Source organism: Haloterrigena gelatinilytica, assembly GCF_013342145.1.
Classification (GTDB): domain Archaea; phylum Halobacteriota; class Halobacteria; order Halobacteriales; family Natrialbaceae; genus Haloterrigena; species Haloterrigena gelatinilytica.
Genome location: NZ_JABUQZ010000001.1, coordinates 3447607 through 3463652 on the forward strand (window position 1 = coordinate 3447607; position 16046 = coordinate 3463652).

Annotated in this window: 16 protein-coding genes; 9 read left to right on the forward strand and 7 right to left on the reverse strand. The window is 67.0% G+C overall.

What is annotated here, in order from left to right; genetic code table 11:
• Positions 1–31: 31 nt before the first annotated feature.
• Positions 32–1351, reverse strand: a complete 1320-nt coding sequence (locus tag HTZ84_RS17115) for an O-acetylhomoserine aminocarboxypropyltransferase/cysteine synthase family protein (protein WP_174681782.1) — start codon at positions 1349–1351, stop codon at positions 32–34.
• A gap of 528 nt (positions 1352–1879) precedes the next feature.
• On the opposite strand from HTZ84_RS17115, the gene HTZ84_RS17120 reads away from it, so the two are divergent.
• On the forward strand, positions 1880–2218 hold the full coding sequence (locus tag HTZ84_RS17120) for a DsrE family protein (protein ID WP_174681783.1): 339 nt from the start codon (positions 1880–1882) through the stop codon (positions 2216–2218).
• An 86-nt stretch (positions 2219–2304) separates the two neighbouring features.
• On the opposite strand, the gene HTZ84_RS17125 is transcribed toward HTZ84_RS17120, so the two are convergent.
• Positions 2305–2985 carry a class I SAM-dependent methyltransferase gene (locus HTZ84_RS17125; RefSeq protein ID WP_174681784.1) on the reverse strand — a complete coding sequence of 227 codons (681 nt, stop codon included), beginning with the start codon at positions 2983–2985 and terminating at the stop codon, positions 2305–2307.
• Between the two features lie 131 nt (positions 2986–3116).
• Positions 3117–3773: a DUF6517 family protein gene (locus tag HTZ84_RS17130; RefSeq protein ID WP_174681785.1), complete on the reverse strand. Its 657-nt coding sequence runs from the start codon at positions 3771–3773 to the stop codon at positions 3117–3119.
• A 219-nt stretch (positions 3774–3992) separates the two neighbouring features.
• Between HTZ84_RS17130 and HTZ84_RS17135 the strand changes: the two genes are divergently transcribed.
• The 4 genes from HTZ84_RS17135 to HTZ84_RS17150 all read left to right on the forward strand — a co-directional run bounded on the left by HTZ84_RS17135 (position 3993) and on the right by HTZ84_RS17150 (position 8596).
• Positions 3993–5225 (forward strand): MFS transporter, encoded by a 1233-nt coding sequence (locus HTZ84_RS17135; protein WP_174681786.1) that lies wholly within the window; start codon positions 3993–3995, stop codon positions 5223–5225.
• 265 nt (positions 5226–5490) lie between these two features.
• Positions 5491–6105, forward strand: coding sequence for a plastocyanin/azurin family copper-binding protein (locus HTZ84_RS17140; protein WP_174681787.1), 615 nt, complete (start codon positions 5491–5493; stop codon positions 6103–6105).
• Between the two features lie 224 nt (positions 6106–6329).
• Positions 6330–7283, forward strand: coding sequence for a cupredoxin domain-containing protein (locus tag HTZ84_RS17145; RefSeq protein ID WP_174681788.1), 954 nt, complete (start codon positions 6330–6332; stop codon positions 7281–7283).
• Positions 7284–7483: 200 nt separating this feature from the next.
• Positions 7484–8596 carry a pyridoxal-phosphate-dependent aminotransferase family protein gene (locus tag HTZ84_RS17150; RefSeq protein WP_174681789.1) on the forward strand — a complete coding sequence of 371 codons (1113 nt, stop codon included), beginning with the start codon at positions 7484–7486 and terminating at the stop codon, positions 8594–8596.
• A 73-nt stretch (positions 8597–8669) separates the two neighbouring features.
• On the opposite strand, the gene HTZ84_RS17155 is transcribed toward HTZ84_RS17150, so the two are convergent.
• Positions 8670–10019, reverse strand: coding sequence for a S8 family peptidase (locus tag HTZ84_RS17155; RefSeq protein WP_174681790.1), 1350 nt, complete (start codon positions 10017–10019; stop codon positions 8670–8672).
• A gap of 433 nt (positions 10020–10452) precedes the next feature.
• A complete protein-coding gene (gene eif1A / locus HTZ84_RS17160) occupies positions 10453–10743 on the reverse strand; it encodes a translation initiation factor eIF-1A (RefSeq protein ID WP_174681791.1) in 291 nt (96 codons plus the stop codon).
• A 243-nt stretch (positions 10744–10986) separates the two neighbouring features.
• On the opposite strand from eif1A, the gene HTZ84_RS17165 reads away from it, so the two are divergent.
• The gene (locus HTZ84_RS17165) at positions 10987–11166 is read left to right on the forward strand and encodes a DUF7470 family protein (protein WP_008893203.1); all 180 of its coding nucleotides are present in this window, start codon (positions 10987–10989) and stop codon (positions 11164–11166) included.
• Positions 11167–11233: 67 nt separating this feature from the next.
• Positions 11234–11488, forward strand: coding sequence for a hypothetical protein (locus tag HTZ84_RS17170; RefSeq protein ID WP_174681792.1), 255 nt, complete (start codon positions 11234–11236; stop codon positions 11486–11488).
• Positions 11489–11551: 63 nt separating this feature from the next.
• On the opposite strand, the gene HTZ84_RS17175 is transcribed toward HTZ84_RS17170, so the two are convergent.
• Positions 11552–13528, reverse strand: coding sequence for a DUF460 domain-containing protein (locus tag HTZ84_RS17175; protein ID WP_174681793.1), 1977 nt, complete (start codon positions 13526–13528; stop codon positions 11552–11554).
• Positions 13529–13723: 195 nt separating this feature from the next.
• Here HTZ84_RS17175 and HTZ84_RS17180 point away from each other — a divergent pair, with 195 nt between their 5' ends.
• Positions 13724–13879, forward strand: coding sequence for a hypothetical protein (locus HTZ84_RS17180; RefSeq protein WP_174681794.1), 156 nt, complete (start codon positions 13724–13726; stop codon positions 13877–13879).
• Positions 13876–14880 (forward strand): magnesium/cobalt transporter CorA, encoded by a 1005-nt coding sequence (gene corA / locus HTZ84_RS17185; protein WP_174681795.1) that lies wholly within the window; start codon positions 13876–13878, stop codon positions 14878–14880. The genes HTZ84_RS17180 and corA overlap by 4 nt, the downstream gene beginning before the upstream one ends.
• 57 nt (positions 14881–14937) lie before the next feature.
• On the opposite strand, the gene rnz is transcribed toward corA, so the two are convergent.
• On the reverse strand, positions 14938–15873 hold the full coding sequence (gene rnz / locus HTZ84_RS17190) for a ribonuclease Z (protein ID WP_174681796.1): 936 nt from the start codon (positions 15871–15873) through the stop codon (positions 14938–14940).
• Positions 15874–16046: the final 173 nt, after the last annotated feature.

Consider the following 16046-nt stretch of genomic DNA (forward strand, 5'->3'; position numbering starts at 1 on the left):
GCTGTGAGTTGGTGGAATCAGGGTGTCGGTGTCAGTCGCTCGCGGCCTCGATGGCCTGCTCGAGGTCGGCCAGGATGTCCGCGGGGTCCTCGATCCCGACCGACATCCGGACGAGGTCGTCGGTGACGCCGGCTTCCTCCCGCTCCTCGGAGGTCAACTGGCCGTGGGTCGTGCTCGCGGGGTGGATGACGAGCGTCTTCGCGTCGCCGATGTTCGCGAGGAACTGCGCGACCTCGACGTTCTCGCAGAAGGTCTTGCCCGCCTCGAAGCCGCCCTCGAGGCCGAACGCGACCATGCCGCCGAAGTCCGCGAGATACTGTCGGGCGTTGTCGTGGGTCGGATGGTTCTCGAGACCCGGATGGGTGACCCAGGCGACGTCCTCGTGGTCGGCCAGGTACTCCGCGACGACCTGGGCGTTCTCGCAGTGTTTCTCGACGCGCAGCGGCATCGACTCGAGGCCCTGCAGGGTCTGCCACGCGTCGAACGGCGACTGCTGGTTCCCCAGGCTGCGCAGCGAGCGGTAGCGCGCCGTCGCGGCGAAGGGGGCTTCGGGGAAGTCCCGCGAGAAGTCGACGTCGTGGTAGGCGTGGTTCGGGCCCGCGATCTCGTCGTAGCCGTGCTCGCCCCACGGGAACGAGCCGCCGTCGACGAGGACGCCGCCGACGGTCGTGCCGGAGCCGTGGAGCCACTTGGTCGTCGACTCCCAGACGACGTCGGCGCCGTGCTCGAGCGGGCGACAGAGCGCCGGCGTCGCGAAGGTGTTGTCCACCACGAGCGGGACGCCGTTCTCGTGGGCGATCTCGGCGACGCGCTCGAAGTCCGGCGTCACCAGCGACGGGTTGCCGATCGTCTCGACGTGGACGAACGCGGTGTCCTCGTCGATGGCGTCGTCGTAGGCGTCGTACTCGAGGGTGGGGACGAACGTCGTCTCGATGTTCCTGCGGGAGGCGGTCTTCGAGAAGTAGGCCGTCGTGCCGCCGTAGGTGTCGGTCGAACAGACCACGTTGTCGCCCGCCTCGGCGAGGATCAGCGTGGCGGAATCCAGCGCGGCCATCCCGCTGGCCGTCGCGACCGCGTCCGCGCCGCCCTCGAGCGAGGCGAGGCGTTTCTCGAGGGTGCGAACGGTCGGGTTCGCGATGCGAGAGTAGATGTAGCCGTCGTCCTCCAGGGCGTAGCGGTCGGCGGCGGTGTCGGCGTCGTCGAAGACGTAGGAGGTCGTCTGGAAGATCGGCGGGGCCATCGCTCCCGTCTCCGGATCGGGCGATTGGCCGGCGTGGACGCTTCGTGTCCCGAGACCGCGCTCGGGACGCTCCGATTCGTCGGCGGTCCCGTCGCTCGCGTCGTCGCTCATGTTTCGTATGCATACTACTGCAGAGACATATGCGTCTCAGTAACGGCAAAAACCGCAGCCGATTCAGTGGTATTCACACGCACGAACTTCTTCCGCCTCGGGTTCGCTCGCTTCGCTCCTCACCGCTCGGCGCAAAAACGTCCTCAGAAATCTTCGATTTCTGATGGGCCCCCGAGAGCGTCGCTCTCGCGGACTTCGATGAAAAAGGGCCGCCTCCGCGGGCTTCGCCCGCTCCGGCGGTGTCGTTCGAAAGAGCGCAGAGCGCTCTTTCGTGACTGAGCGAATCGGAGATTCGCGAGGTCGTCGGCGCTTCGCGCCGACTGCTCGAGGGACCTCCGGTTCCTCGCTGTCCGCGAAGCCGAAGGCTTCGCTTGACGCCGAGAGAGCAACGCTCTCTCGTAGCAAACTGCTCGCTGCGCTCGCAGATGCTCACACGGCGTGAGAGTTCGAAGCGCGAAACTACGAGTGCTCGAGCCACCTCACCTTGCAGGGCCAACAACTACCATCGCACGTGGCCGAGAGCCGATCGTGCAGACAGTATTCCACCTGATCGCCGACGACCCGGACCAGCGACAGACCGCCCTCACCATCGCCGAGAACCTCACGGAGGACGACTCCGTCGAGATCGACGACATCGCCATCGTCGCGCAGGCCGAGGGGATCGAACCGCTGACGGCCGGCGGCGACGGCAGCAACATGGTCGAAGAACTGCTCGAGACCGGCATCGCGGTCAAGGCTTGTGGCAACACCCTCGAACTGAAGGACCTCGCGGAGTCCGACCTCGTCGACGGCGTCGAGACCGTCCCCTCCGGCGGCGGGGAACTGACCCGGCTGCAGGACGAGGGGTACGCCTACATTCGGCCGTAGGCGACGCGGTGCGCTTCGCTCGTGCGCGCCCGTAGCGATCGTTTCCGGACGAGATCGCAGTACGTTCGTCGTTCGACCGATCCGCGTCAGCGCGGAACGGTCCCGCTCATCAGATAATAGTCGTGGCGGGGCTCTCGACCCCACAGCGTCGAGTCCTGCAGCGGTTCGTACGTGACGTCCCGAAGGCCCACCTCGAGGAGCACCTCGCGCAGTTCGTCCGGGGGTCGGCCGTCGTACAGCGGGAGGTCGTCGTGAATCACTTCATACTCGTCCCACGGTTCGTCGTGGTCCCAGTAGCCCTCGACGAGGAGGATCCGACCGCCCGGCTCGACCACTCGCTGCCACTCTCGAATCGCCGCCGCGGGATTCGGAAGCGTCCAGACGAGATGTCGTGCCGTGAGGAGGTCGAACGCGTCGTCCGGAGCGGCGAGCGCCTCCGCGTCCCCGCGGTGGAACTCGACCGACTGGCCCGCCGCTCGAGCCTTCTCTCGGGCGCGCTCGAGCATCGACGGCGCGAAATCGACGCCCGTAACGTCGTGGCCGAGTTCCGCCAGCAACAGCGAGAGGACGCCCGTTCCACAGCCCGCGTCGAGGACGCGACGCGGGTCGTCGCCGATCGTCTCGCGGAGGACCTCGAGCCAGCGGTCGCGCTGTTCGCCGGTGTGGATCCCGTGGTGGGGCTCCTCGTCGAACGTCGCCGCGCGGCCGTCCCAGTGCTGCTGAACGAGGTCCTTGACGGTTTCGTCGTCCCGAGTCGGCTGCGTCACGACCGAACACCTTTCATGCCGGTGACGGTGTCGCCGGTTCGACGTAATCCTGTGGATTCGATTGGTTCGACGCGAACGGTGGCCTCGGTTGGGGTCTTCGAGGCGTCACGCGACGCCACTCCGTCGTCCGTTCAGCCGTGCTCGAGGGTCTCGAGCAGCGTCCGAACGTTCCCGGACTCGGTTTCGAAGCCCCGTGCCTGGGGGAAGACGGCGACGCCGATCACGAAGTCGTCTCCGTGGGCGACGGGTTCGCCGACCTGCAGGAAGACGTCGACGGTCGTCCCGGCGTCGATCAATCGAGCCTCGGCGCGGTAGCGGACCAGCGTCGTCTCCGCCCCCAGTATCGAGACCGACTCCGCGCCGACGCGCTCGACGCCCTCGAGTTCGTCGTACCGGCTCTGGATCAAGGCGACGAGTTCGTCCGTGGAGTAGTCGCCGACGGGATTGAACGTCTTCCCGAGCACCGACACCTGCGGCGTCGTGAGCACGGAGACGACCGACGCCTGCAACCGTCCCAGTCCGAGCGCGTCGAGCGCGAGCGCGCGGTCGTACTCGGCGTACCAGTTGCGGGCCTCGATCGTCCGCTCGAGTCCGAACCGACCGACGGTCCGCTCGACGACGACCTCTTCGACGGTGCGTTCGGCGTAGCCGGTCTCCTCGAGGGCCCCTCGAGCGACGGTCGCCGAATCCGACGAGAGCGAATCGGCGACGAAATCGGTACAGCCGGCGAGCGCGCTCGCTCCGGCGGTCGCCCCCGCTGCGAGGAATCCGCGGCGCGTGAAAGTCATCGAAGAAGACAGGTCGTCAGAGAACGAAAGCGCATCGGTTCATCGAGTCGGTTATTATCCCGCGGCGCCGCCAGCGCGCCGACGGCTCTCTCGGCTGCGCCCGCCCCGGTCGAGAACCTGGTCCGCCGGTCAGCCGACGTGCGGTCGACGGGGACGCGGAACGCCCCGGAGTCGGCCGAGACCGACGACCTTGATAGCCAGCGGTGAGAAGGGGGAAACGTGCACTCGAGCGACCGAGACCGGATCGTGCTCGCGGCCGTCGTCTTCGCCGTGCTGTTCTCCCAGCTGTTGCTCTACCCGGGCGTGTCGACCCTCGTCGACGCGCTCGGGGCCGACGCGGCGACGTCGGCGTTCGCGGCGACCGACCTCGACGCCAGCATGTGGTTCCTCGTCGCGGAGTTCGCGGGCTACGTCGCCTTCGTCGGCGTCTGGGGCGCCGCGAGCGATATCACGGGGCGTCGCACGCCCTTCATCGTCGCCGGGGCGCTCGCCGGCGCCGCCAGCTACGCCGCCCTCGCCGCCGTTCCCGCGATCGGATCGATCCCGTTCGAGGGCGTCCTCGTCATGCGGGTCGTACAGGGCGCGATGACCATCGGCGCGTTCTCGCTGACGATGACCATGCTGATGGACCTCGAGGGCGGTCACGGCCGCAACATGGGCGCGGCGGGGATCGCCATCGGTCTCGGCGCCGCGCTCGGCGCCCCGATCGGCGGCCAGCTCTCCGAAGCGGACCCGCTCGCGCCGCTGCTCGGCGCCGCCGGGTTGCTCGTGGTCGTCGGCCTGCTCGTCACGCGTGTCCCGGACCGCTCGCCCGACAGCCGGCGGGCCGTTCGCGCGCTCCTCGAGGGCGTTCGGAAGCGACCGACGCTGTCGATCCCCTTCGCCTTCGGCTTCATCGACCGAATGACGGCGGGCTTCTTCGCGCTCGTCGGCACGCTCTACTTCCAGGACGCCTTCGACGTCGGTCCCGCCGCGACCGGGCTGTTGCTGGCGTGCTTTTTCGCCCCCTTCGCGCTGTTACAGTACCCGATGGGGGCGCTCTCGGACCGGATCGGTCGAACGATACCGATCGTCGTCGGCTCGGTGTGTTACGGCGTCGGGATCCTCGCGGTCGGGGCCGCGCCGTCGATCGCGACCGCGGCGATCGGCATGGTCGGCGTCGGCGTCCTCGGTGCGCTGGTCTCGCCGGCGACGATGGCGCTGGTCACCGACATCGCCGCCGAGAGCGAGCGCGGCCTCGCGATGGCCGGCTTCAACGTCGCCGGCAGCCTCGGCTTCCTCGGCGGCTTCCTGATCGGCGGCACCGTCGCCAGCGACTACGGCTACGGCCTCGCCTTCCTCGCCGTCGGCGGCCTCGAGATCGCCATCGCACTGTTGGCCGTACCGGTCTTCCTACGCCTGTCGATCGGGCGTCGCAACGAGTTCGCAACCGAAGACCGTGGACCGTTCTGAGCCGCTCTGTCGTCGACCGCGACAAATCGTACGATTCACCCACCCTCGTTGTCAGAAGGAATATAATACAGGAAGGAGAGAGGGTCCGAAGTTCGGTTTCACTCGCGCAGTCGTCGAGTGCTATAACGGTCTGTGAGGCGCTCTCGAGTCGTCTCGGACTGTCATATCACGGGAACTTACCAGAACGCTGAATGGTGTGTGAACACATGACAGTGTCACGATAGAGGGTATCAATTTTTATGTACTCAATCCTAATCCCGTAGTGATGGCACGAGATAACCCAATCTCACGGCGGACGGCGTTGAAGGCTACAGGCGCAACGGCAGCTGCTGCACTCATCGCCGGCTGTGGCGGCGACGGTGGCGACGACAACGGTAGCGAAAACGGCGGCGAAGACGGGTACGAGATCGAACCCGACACGACGATCGAGTTTAGCGCTGAGACGACTGAGTGGGAAGGTCTCGCTCCGAGCGACATCGAGGGCGAATCGAACCCGACCCTCATCCTTCAGGCCGGTGAAAGCTACACGATCGGCTGGACCGAGGGTGACGATGCCGAACACAACATCGAGATTCACGACGACAGCGGCGAAATCGTCGACGACCTCTCGACCGATCAAACGACCGCCGACGAGATCGAGAGCGAGGAGGATCAGATGCTCGAGTTCGAGGCCAGCGAGAACATGGCCGAGTACGTCTGCCAGCCCCACTCGAGTAACATGGTCGGCGAGATTCAGGTCGAAGGCAGCAACGGCGGCGACTCCGAGAACGGCAACGAGTCCGAGAACGGCAACGAGTCCGAGAACGGTAACGAGTCCGAGAACGGCAACGAGTCCGAGAACGGCAACGAGTCCGAGAACGGCAACGAGTCCGAAGAGTAACGACGGACAGCGTTCGCCGTAATTAGACGCCGAACGGTATTGCGTTTTCTCGCCGATTTATCCGTTTCGAGTCTCCGTTCTGCGGTTTCCCGACGAAGGAAAGTGCCGACTCAATTAAAACGCAAACAGCGGCTACTGTGACGACATTGTGCGGACGAACGAGAGCGAAACACGCGATGTGGTCAAGGAGAAGAACTTTTCTACCGGATGACAGTAGTGGGGACATGGCCAATTCCGACCGGATGACTCGCCGGACCGTGGTTCGGGCCGCCGGGCTCGCGACGGCGACCGCCGCGCTCGCCGGCTGTATCGACGAGAGCAGCGTCGACGACCCGGACGACACCGACGACGCGGGCTCGCAACCGTCCGACGAGCAGGGATCGGAGCCGGACGGGACCGACGACGAGGGGCAGTCCAACGGCGACGAGGCGGCCGACGACGCGGAAGCGGCGCCGCTCGAGATCGAACTCCGCGGCGAACTCGACGGCTGGCGGGCCCTCGAGCCGGCCGGAATCGAGGGCGACGTGAACCCGACCCTCACGCTCGAGGCGGGCCGGACGTACCGCCTCGGCTGGACCGAGGGCGACGGCCTCGGACACAACATCGAAATCCGGGATGCCCACGATGACGTCGTCGACGGTCTCTCGACGCCCGTGACCCAAGAGCCCGGCGAGCAACAGTGGCTCGAGTTCGAGGCCACCGAGGAGATGGCCACCTACGTGTGCACCCCCCACGAGAGCACGATGCGCGGCGACATCGTCGTCGAGACGCCCGTCGACCGCGGGTCGGACGAGTCCGACGACGAGGGGCCGGCGGCGGGCCAGGAGGTCCGGATCGAACCGGGAACGCGAGTCGAGTTCCGCGCACGGACCATCGAATGGGAGGGGATCGCACCGGCGTCCGTCGAAGACCTACCGAACCCGACGCTCGTCCTCGAGGACGGCGAAACGTACGAACTCGGCTGGACCGAGGGCGACGGAACCGTGCACAACATCGAGATTCGAAACGCCGACGACGAGGTCGTCGACGACCTCTCGACGGAGTTGACTAGCGAAGAGCAGCCCACCGATCAGTTCCTCACATTTGAAGCCCGCAAGGAGATGGCCACCTACGTCTGTGCGCCACACGCCGCCACTATGCAAGGCGAGATCCGGATCGAAGGGGCCACGCCGGAGTAGCGCTCTGCGGTCCCGCGCCCTCGAGACCGGACGCCGAGCCTTCCGATCGCCATCGTCCGTGACCGATCGTGGGACGATCGGTCGCCGCGGTTCGAGACGGGCCGTCCCGCGGACAGCCGCCGAGCGACCGCCCCCTGTCCGAGTGGCATCAAAAGTACCATACCACCGCACGACGCAGTGGACCGTATCAGGTGACTTCCGTGACCGAGAAACGCGAATACAAGGACGACTACCCCGACAAGACGCTGTACATCCCGGGTCCGACCGAGGTACGCGAGGACGTCATCGAGGAGATGAGCCAGCCGATGTTCGGCCACCGGATGGACCGGATGACCGACCTCTACACGACCATCGTCGAGGACACGAAGGAGTTCCTCGGCACCGACAACGAGGTCATCATCCTCACCGGTTCGGGGACCGAGTTCATGGAGAGTTCGATTCTGAACCTCGTCGACGAGAACGTCCTCGTCACGACCTGCGGCAGCTTCAGCGAACGTCAGGCCAACGTCGCCGAACGCCTCGGCAAAACCGTAGACACCCTCGAGTACGAGTGGGGACAGGCGGTCAAACCCGAGGACGTCCGCGAGCGCCTCGAGGAGAGCGACACCGAGTACGACGTCGTCACCTGCGTGATGAACGAGTCCTCGACGGGCGTCCGCAACCCGATCGAGGAGATCGGCGACGTCGTCGCCGAGTTCGAGGACACCTACTTCGTCGTCGACGCCGTCTCCGCGCTGGGCGGCGACCTCGTCGAGATCGACGACCACGACATCGACGTCATCTTCACGTCGGTCCAGAAGGCCTTCGCGATGCCCCCCGGCCTCGCGGTCTGCGTCGTCAGCGACGACGCCTACGAGCGCGAACTCGAGAGCGACTCCGCGTCGTGGTACGGCGGCTTCCAGCGCTCGCTGGACTACTACGACCGGAAGGGCCAGACCCACTCCACGCCGGCAATTCCGGTCATGCTCGCCTATCGCAAACAGATGAAGTACATGCTCGAGGAGGGCCACGAGGCCCGAGACGAGCGCCACCGCGAGATGGCCGAGTACACCCGCGAGTGGGCCCGCGAGCACTTCGACATGTTCCCCGAGGAGGGCTACGAGTCCCAGACGGTGAGCTGTATCGAGAACACGCAGGGGATCGACGTCGCCGCGACCATCGACGCCGTCTCGGAGGAGTACGACTTCGTCTTCTCAAACGGCTACGGCTCGGCGCTGGGCGAGCAGACGTTCCGCATCGGCCACATGGGCGAACACGACCTCGAGTCGATCAAGGAACTGACCGACGCTATCGAGGACGTCGCCGACCTCTAGCCGGCGATCGAAGGACCAAGCGACTCGGTCGGACCGGTTCCGATTCTCGTCGTTTACGCAGTGTTCGTCGCGGTTACGAAACGAGTTCCCAGAGCCACTCGAAGAAGCCCACGATGAGGTCCACGAACCGCTCGAGTAGCGACCGGAACCCGCCGACGGGTCCGTCGCCCCACTCCCCGCCCTCCGTCGCGCGCTCGTCGCCGAGCGCCGCGCGGGCGTTGACGAGTCCGTCGCCTTCCGCGCAGGTTCCGAGCACCGTCTCCGCCGTCTCGCCGAGGATCTTCCGAACCGGCTCGCTCGGTCCCGGCCCGTCCTCTTCGCGGGTCTCCCAGACGAGCGCCGCGACGCCGGTGACGAACGGGGTGGCGACGCTCGTGCCGCTCGCCTCGGCGTACTCGTTGTCGACGGTGCTCGAGGTGACGTTCGTCCCCGGCGCCAGCAGGTCGACGGCCGACCCGACGCTGCTGTAGGACGCCAGCCGGTCGTTCTCGTCCATCGCGGTGATCGCGACGACGTCCTCGTGGGTCGCCGGGTAGGTCATCGTCTCCGCGTCACACGAGCCGCTCCCGTCGTTGCCTTCGTTCCCGGCCGCACAGAGCAGGAGGTGGCCGTTCGAGTGTGCCTCTTCGATCGCCCTGTCCATCGCGGCGCTCGAGGACTCGCCGCCGAGGCTCATCGAGATGATCTCTACGTCGTTCGACATGCACCAGTCGATCCCGGCGATCAGCTCGCTGTAGCGGCCGGAGCCGTCGTCCCCGAGCACCTTCACTGCGTACAGATTCGCGCCGGGAGCGACGCCCACGACGCCGCGGTCGTTGTCGTCGGCGCCGGCGACTCCGGCGACGTGGGTCCCGTGGCCGTGGCGGTCCTCGTAGTCGCCGGCCGTCCCGTCAGAGGTGAAGTTCCGCCCGCCGGCGACCGAGAGACTACAGTGGTCCGACTGGATCCCCGTGTCGAGGATCCCCACGTCGACGCCCGACCCGGACGAGTCGACGTCGTGGGCGCCGATCCGTTCGACGCCCCACGACGGCCGTTGGTCGGGGTGGGCGGCACAGTCCGAGCCGCCGGGAGAACCGAAGATGTCCGACAGGGACGGCGACCAGTCCGAGGGAATCCCCGTCTCGTCGTCCTCTTCGACGGTCGCCACGCGACGGTCCTGACGCAGTTCGTCCAACCCGGTCGACGGTACCTCCGCGACCACGAAGTCGAAATTGTCGAACTCGAGGACCGTCGTGCCGCCGACGGCCTCGACTACGTCGAGGAGTTCGCCGAGTTCGTCGAGCGAGCCCGTCTGCGGGTGGACGAACACCCGTTCGGTGTCGGTGCCGATACCGGAGTCCGCGGCTGACGTCGGCACTCCAAGCAGCCCGGCCGCGGCGCCGGCTCCGATACCGCCGAGTACCCGCCGCCGACTGAGTTTCATGCGCAGGTGGATGCACAAGGACGAAATAAGTCTTCTGTGTCGACTGACAGTCAGTCGAACCGATTGATCGCCGAGGCTGCTTGAGCGGACACTCTCGAGGACGTGTTTTCTGCGGATGAACCTAGCACACCCGTACTGTCGGCGAGCGATCGGTTTGAAAAACCCGAGTGACGCCGTTCACCGCGAGCGCCACCGGCGCTCGCGGGCCGACGACTGACCCGGAATGAACGAAAGCGCGGCGCAACGCGCCGCGTATAGACGCGCGGCGCAAGCCGCGAGTCAAGTGAATGAAGGGGAAGGAGGAGTGTCCTCGTGAGCGAAAGCGAACGAGGGCTCGGAAGACGCGAAGCGTCTTCCGGTGCTTTTCATCGAAGTTTTGCCGAGCGAACAGCGGCGCTGTGCGCCGCTGTGAGCGCAGCGCAAAAGTTCGGTTCTATTGAATATGGCCTTCCTCGCGCAGCTGGTCGGCCTCGCTCTTCTCGTAGCGCCAGGTGATGTCGGCCTTCTCGTCCTGCCAGTCCCACGGCTCGACGAGGACGACGTCGTCCTCGCGGATCCAGATGCGCTTTTGCATCTTGCCGGGAATGCGCGCGGTGCGCTCCTGACCGTCGGCACAGCGTACTTGCACCCGATTCGCCCCGAGCATGTCCGTGACGGTCGCGAAGACCTCGTCGTCTTCGGGCATCCGGAGGTTCTTGCGACCGCCGTCACCGTCGTCGCTCATAGGCCAGCGTTCGGAGCCTAGCGGTTTAACCGTTTATAGAAAGTACGAAGCGAAAACCCGCGACGGTCGGAGAGGGCGAAGTCGACCGGCGTCGGGATCGCACTCGAGTCGATCGGAACGATCGCTGTCGGCGCTCGAGTCGCCGAGGCCGCGGGATGGCGGTCGGGACTCGCGTACCGACGGAGCGCCAGCCGAAACCGGAAAACCACGCCGTTTATTTCTCTCGGCTCGGCAGTGCTGAGTATGCTGAAGAATCTCGACGCGCTCGGAATCGTCGGTCTCCTGATCTTGCTCGGCGGAATCGGTCTCATCGCGTACGCGAACTGGATCGTCGCCGTCGGTATCGCTCTCGTCGTCGCCGGTCTCGGACTGGTCGTCAAGTCCCTGATCTCGGGGATGCTCCAGAACTTCGGGATGTTCTAGGACCCGTCGTACCGACGCTGCGACTGCGCTCCGAAACGTTTTGTCGATTCGTCGGCACGGCTCGTGCATGGGGTACTCGCTGCACTACTACGACCTCGTGTTGCTGTGTATCGCCGCGAGCCTCGGGATCGGTGCGGGCATCGGTTACGCGACGGCGATCGCGATCGAGACCTCGATCGCCGTCCTCGGGCTCGTCGCGATCGCCTTCATCGTGCACGCGCTGTTCGTCAACGGCCCGGTCGACCAGCCCGAGGAGCTGACCGACGAGGTCGACATCGAGGAGGTGCCGCAGGTGCTGTCACCGGTGGAATCGGCGGACTAACGAGCCGTCGCATCGATTCGAGCGATCGCGGTTCGGGAGAATCGTTCGGAACGACCCTCAGACTCAGACCTCGTTGTCGCCGGCGCGGTGTTCGCTGATGAGCTGGTCGACCATCGACGCCTTTCGGTCGCGCCGGCGCTCCTCGGCGCGGTCGTGCCAGTCGTCGATGACGGCCTCGACGTCGTCCTCGCGGGCGACGGCGAGTTCGTCGACCTCCTGCATGGCGACGTCGTCGGCGGGACCGACCGGAATCTCCTCGTCGAAGAGGATTTCGTCGGCGACCTCCGAGAGCCCGCCGTCTTTCAGGATCACCCGCGGTTCGAACCCCGCGAGTAGTTCGGCCGTCGAGCGGCCGGCGCCGCTGGCGTCCCGCAGGTAGACGACGTCGTCGGAGGCGAGCCCGTACTGCTCGTCGGCCTCGCGGATCGCGCCCTTGGTGAACTTCTCGACGACCTTCACCGGGACGAGCCCTTCCTTCTTCGCCGAGACGTCGCTGAAGTTCGAGTGGTCGAGCTTCCAGAGGGCCTTCATCCGCTCGACTTTCGCCTCGAGCTCGTCGACCTCCTCGCGGGCCTCGTCGCGCTCCCGTTCTAAGCGGTTGGCCTTGCGCTCCAGACGGCTCACCTCGCGGTCCTTGCGGACCTGCGTGCGCTCCTCGCGGCGCTTGAGGGTGAGCTCCGACTCGAGTTCCTCGATGCGCTCGTCGCGCTCCTCGACGCGGCCCTCGAGTCGCTCGACGTGCGATTGGAGGCGCTCGACCTGCCGCTCTAAGGACTTGATCCGCTTTTCCTCCTCGGTGAGCTCCCGGGGCTCGTGCTCGGAAGAGTCCTCTTCCTCGCCGGAGTCGTCGTCGGTCAGGTCCCGCAAGACGGCCTCGACGCTCTCCTCGCCGGCGACGACGCGGGCGGTGACCTCGCCGCGGTCGAGCCCCGGCGGGAGTTTGCCGGCGATGCGGTCGAACTGGTCCTCGTGGGCGTCGACGGCGTACAGCGCGGCGGCCATCGCGTCGCGCTGGTGGTCGTTATCGTACGGTTCTTCGCGCGTGCGGTGTTGTTTCTCGTCGACCGGCAGGTCGCTGTCGGGGGCCCAGCCCGCGGCGTCGAAGCTCCGGCGGAACTTCTCGACCGTCTCGGGCATCGGCGTCACGTCCGCGGCGACGATGATCGGCCGGCCGCGCTCGACGATCCACTCGATCACGTCGGCGGTGTCGCTGGTGCGCGAACTCCAGACGTCGAGTACGTCGCCCTCGAGCGAGACGATGGCGACCGCGGTCGTCGTCCCGGGATCGATGCCGACGATGACGTGATCCCGCCGCTTGGCGAGGGGCTTGAACTCGATGCCGTCGCGGCGCTCGCGCTCGATCTCGACGCGGACGTCGCCCGACCGATTTCGGGAGACGGGGATGTCGCTGGGCCGGGCCTGGACGGTGAAGACCGCGTTCGCAAAGCCGCCGTAGGCCTCCCGGACGTCCCGCTCGTACTCGAGGTTGGCCTCCTCGAGTTCGGACTCGACCTCGCGGGCCCGTTTTCTGACCGAGCCGTGGATGCGACGGGTGTAGCGGTCCTCGCTCCAGCCGCCGCTGCCGGTCGATCGCCCTCTCGAGACCTTGACCTCGGTCGTGTCGGTGAAGGCCGAGACCTCGTGGCCGACGTTGTGAGCGGCCAGCCGCGCCGCGGCCTCGGCCTCCTGCATCGGATCCTTGCCGTAGGGAATGCCGTGGCGTTTCGCGACTCGGGAGAGCGGTTCGGGCTGTTCGGCGCCGGTCACTTGGACGAGTTTCGTCCCAGCAGGCAGGGAGCCGAGGAAGTGGATGAGCTGGTCCTTGTCCGCGGCCAGCTCGTACATGTTGTCCGTCGCGACGATCGCCGGCTCCTCGTCGTCGATCAGTCGCCGGAGCTTGCGGTGGGTGACGACGTCTCGAGTGACGTCCTCGCCGTCGTAGACCGCCAGCGCGTACGACGGGGCGTCCCCGCGCACGTCGCCGCTCTGGATGTCGACCCCGAAGACGACCGCATCGAGCGCACTCGTTCGCGTACTCACGGAGGGGCATAGGGGCGAGCCGAGTATAAATCCGGCGCGGATTTTCGACCGCCGGCCCGGGCGCGTCGCTCACTCCGCTTCGAGCGAGCGGACGATCACGACGGGAAGACGACCTGCGGGCGACGGTCTCCGCGACGCTCTCCGGGAGCGCTCGAGCGACCCTATACGCTTTGGTCCGGGCGGTGTTGGGCACGTATGGATCGACGGTTCGCGGCCGGACTCGCCGGCACGAGCATCGGACTGGTCGGATACGCGCTCGGGACCGTCGTCGCGTATCCGGGCCGGTCGTTCTCGATCACGCTCGCGATGGTCGGCGTGACCCTGCTCGCGATCGGGGTGGGCGGCGAATGATCGAGGCGGTGATCGGACGGCGAGACGGGACGGTGCGGACGACGACCGCGGAGGACGTCGGCGACCTGACGGCGCTCCGAGAGTCCGACGACCTCACCTGGATCGACGCGACCGACGGCGACGCGGGCGACCTCGAGCGGCTCGCCGACGCCTTCGACGTCCACTCGCTGTCGGTCGACGACGTCGCTGCCGGCGGCCGGACGAAAGTCGAGGAGTTCGACGCCTATACCCTCGTCCGAGTGAACGTCATCGACGCGGGCGCGGACGCCGCGAGCGGGCCGACCGACGACCTCCGGGGGACGACCCTCGGACTGTTCATCGGGGCGAACTGGCTGGTGACCTACGCGGCCGAACCCGTTGCGGCCGTCGATACCGTCCGCGCGGCGGTCGAACGCAACCGAAACGCCGCGTCCGTCCGCGACCGCGGCGCCGACTTCCTCGCCTCCCGCGTCGTCGCGGAACTCGTCGAGGAGTACTTCGACGTGCTCAACGAGATCGAGGGGCGACTCGAGCGCATCGAGGAGGCCGTGATCGGCGACCCGTCGGAGGCGACGCTCCACGAGATCAACGACGTGCGCCGGGACCTGTTGGCCTTCCGTCGGCTGCTCTGGCCGACGCGGGAGGCCGTGGCGATGCTCGCGCTGAGCGACGTCGACCACGTTCGCGAACGGACCCGCAAGTACTACCGGGACGTCTACGAGGAACTCGTCGAACTGGTCGAACTGACGGAGACGTACCGCGATCTCGCGACCGGCTCGCGGGACGTCTACCTCAACGCGCTCGCGATGTCGACCAACGACGTAATGAAGAAACTGACCGTCGTCGCGACGATCGTCCTCCCGCTGACGTTCGTCGCGGGCGTCTACGGCATGAACTTCGGAGGCAGTCCGTACAACATGCCCGAACTCGGCTGGCGGTTCGGCTACCCGGCGGCGATGCTCGGCATGGCCGCCGTCGCCGCACTCCTGGTCGCGTACTTCCGACAGGAGGGGTGGCTGTGACCGACGCGCGGCGGTGTCGCGACCGTCGGTGACCGAAACGGATCTCGAACCCCGATCTCAGTCGTCCGGGAACGGGATCTCGAGCGCTTGCCCGTCGTCGGGAACGAACGCGTCCGTCTCGTCGCCCGCGAAGACCTCGCGGGCCTGCTCGAGGTGGGCGTCCGTCCGTCCGGCGTACCGCGAGGAGAGGTGCATCAGCGCGAGCCGATCCGCACCCGCTCGGTTCGCGATTTCGGCGGCCTGTCGGGCCGTCGAGTGGGCCGTCTCGGCGGCGCGGTCGGCCCGATCGTCGGCGAACGTGGCGTCGTGGATCAGCAGGTCGGGCTCGTCGGCGGCTTCGACCGTCGCCGCCGCGGGCCGGGTGTCGCCGGTGTACACGATCGCGCGTCCGGGACGAGGGTCGCCCACCACCTGGTCGGGATCGACGACGGTGCCGTCCTCGAGTTCGACGGACTCGCCCTCGTGGAGTTTCGAGAACTTCGGTCCCACGGGCACCCCCAGCTCCTCGGCGCGTTCGCGATCGAACCGACCCTTGCGGTCGTCCTCGACGAGCGCGTAGCCGACCGAGCGGGCGTCGTGGTCGGTCGCGAACGCGCGGACCTCGTACTCGTCGGCGCGGTAGGCCACGTCGCCGTCGCCGACCTCGTTGATCCGGACGGGAAACGAGGGGCGGTTGCCGAGGGCGTTGACCAGTCCCTTCAGTTCGCGGCGCGTCCCGCTGGGCGTGTGGATCGCCAGCGGCTCCTCGCGGTCGTTGAAGTCCATCGTCTGGAGCAGCCCGGGAATCCCGAGGACGTGATCGCCGTGGAGGTGCGTGACGAACAGGTGCGAGACGGAGAACCCCGTGCCGAAGCGCATCATCTGGCGCTGGGTCCCCTCGCCGGCGTCGAACAGCAGCTCCTCGCCCTCTCGAGCGACGAAGATCGCGCTCGGATTCCGCTCGGTCGTCGGGATCGCACCGGCCGTCCCCAGAAACGTCACGCGCAGTGGCATCAGTGGCTCCTCCGGTTGCCGGCACTAAACCCCCTTCGGATGGCCCGTCTCGACCCGGAGAAGCCGTCGGGATGCCCGTTCAGGGGTGACCAATGACAGGGCCGTACCGTGTCGTAAACGGTTCAGAACGATCCCGACTCGCGAAAAACCGGCAAAATCGCTCCACGCCGTGC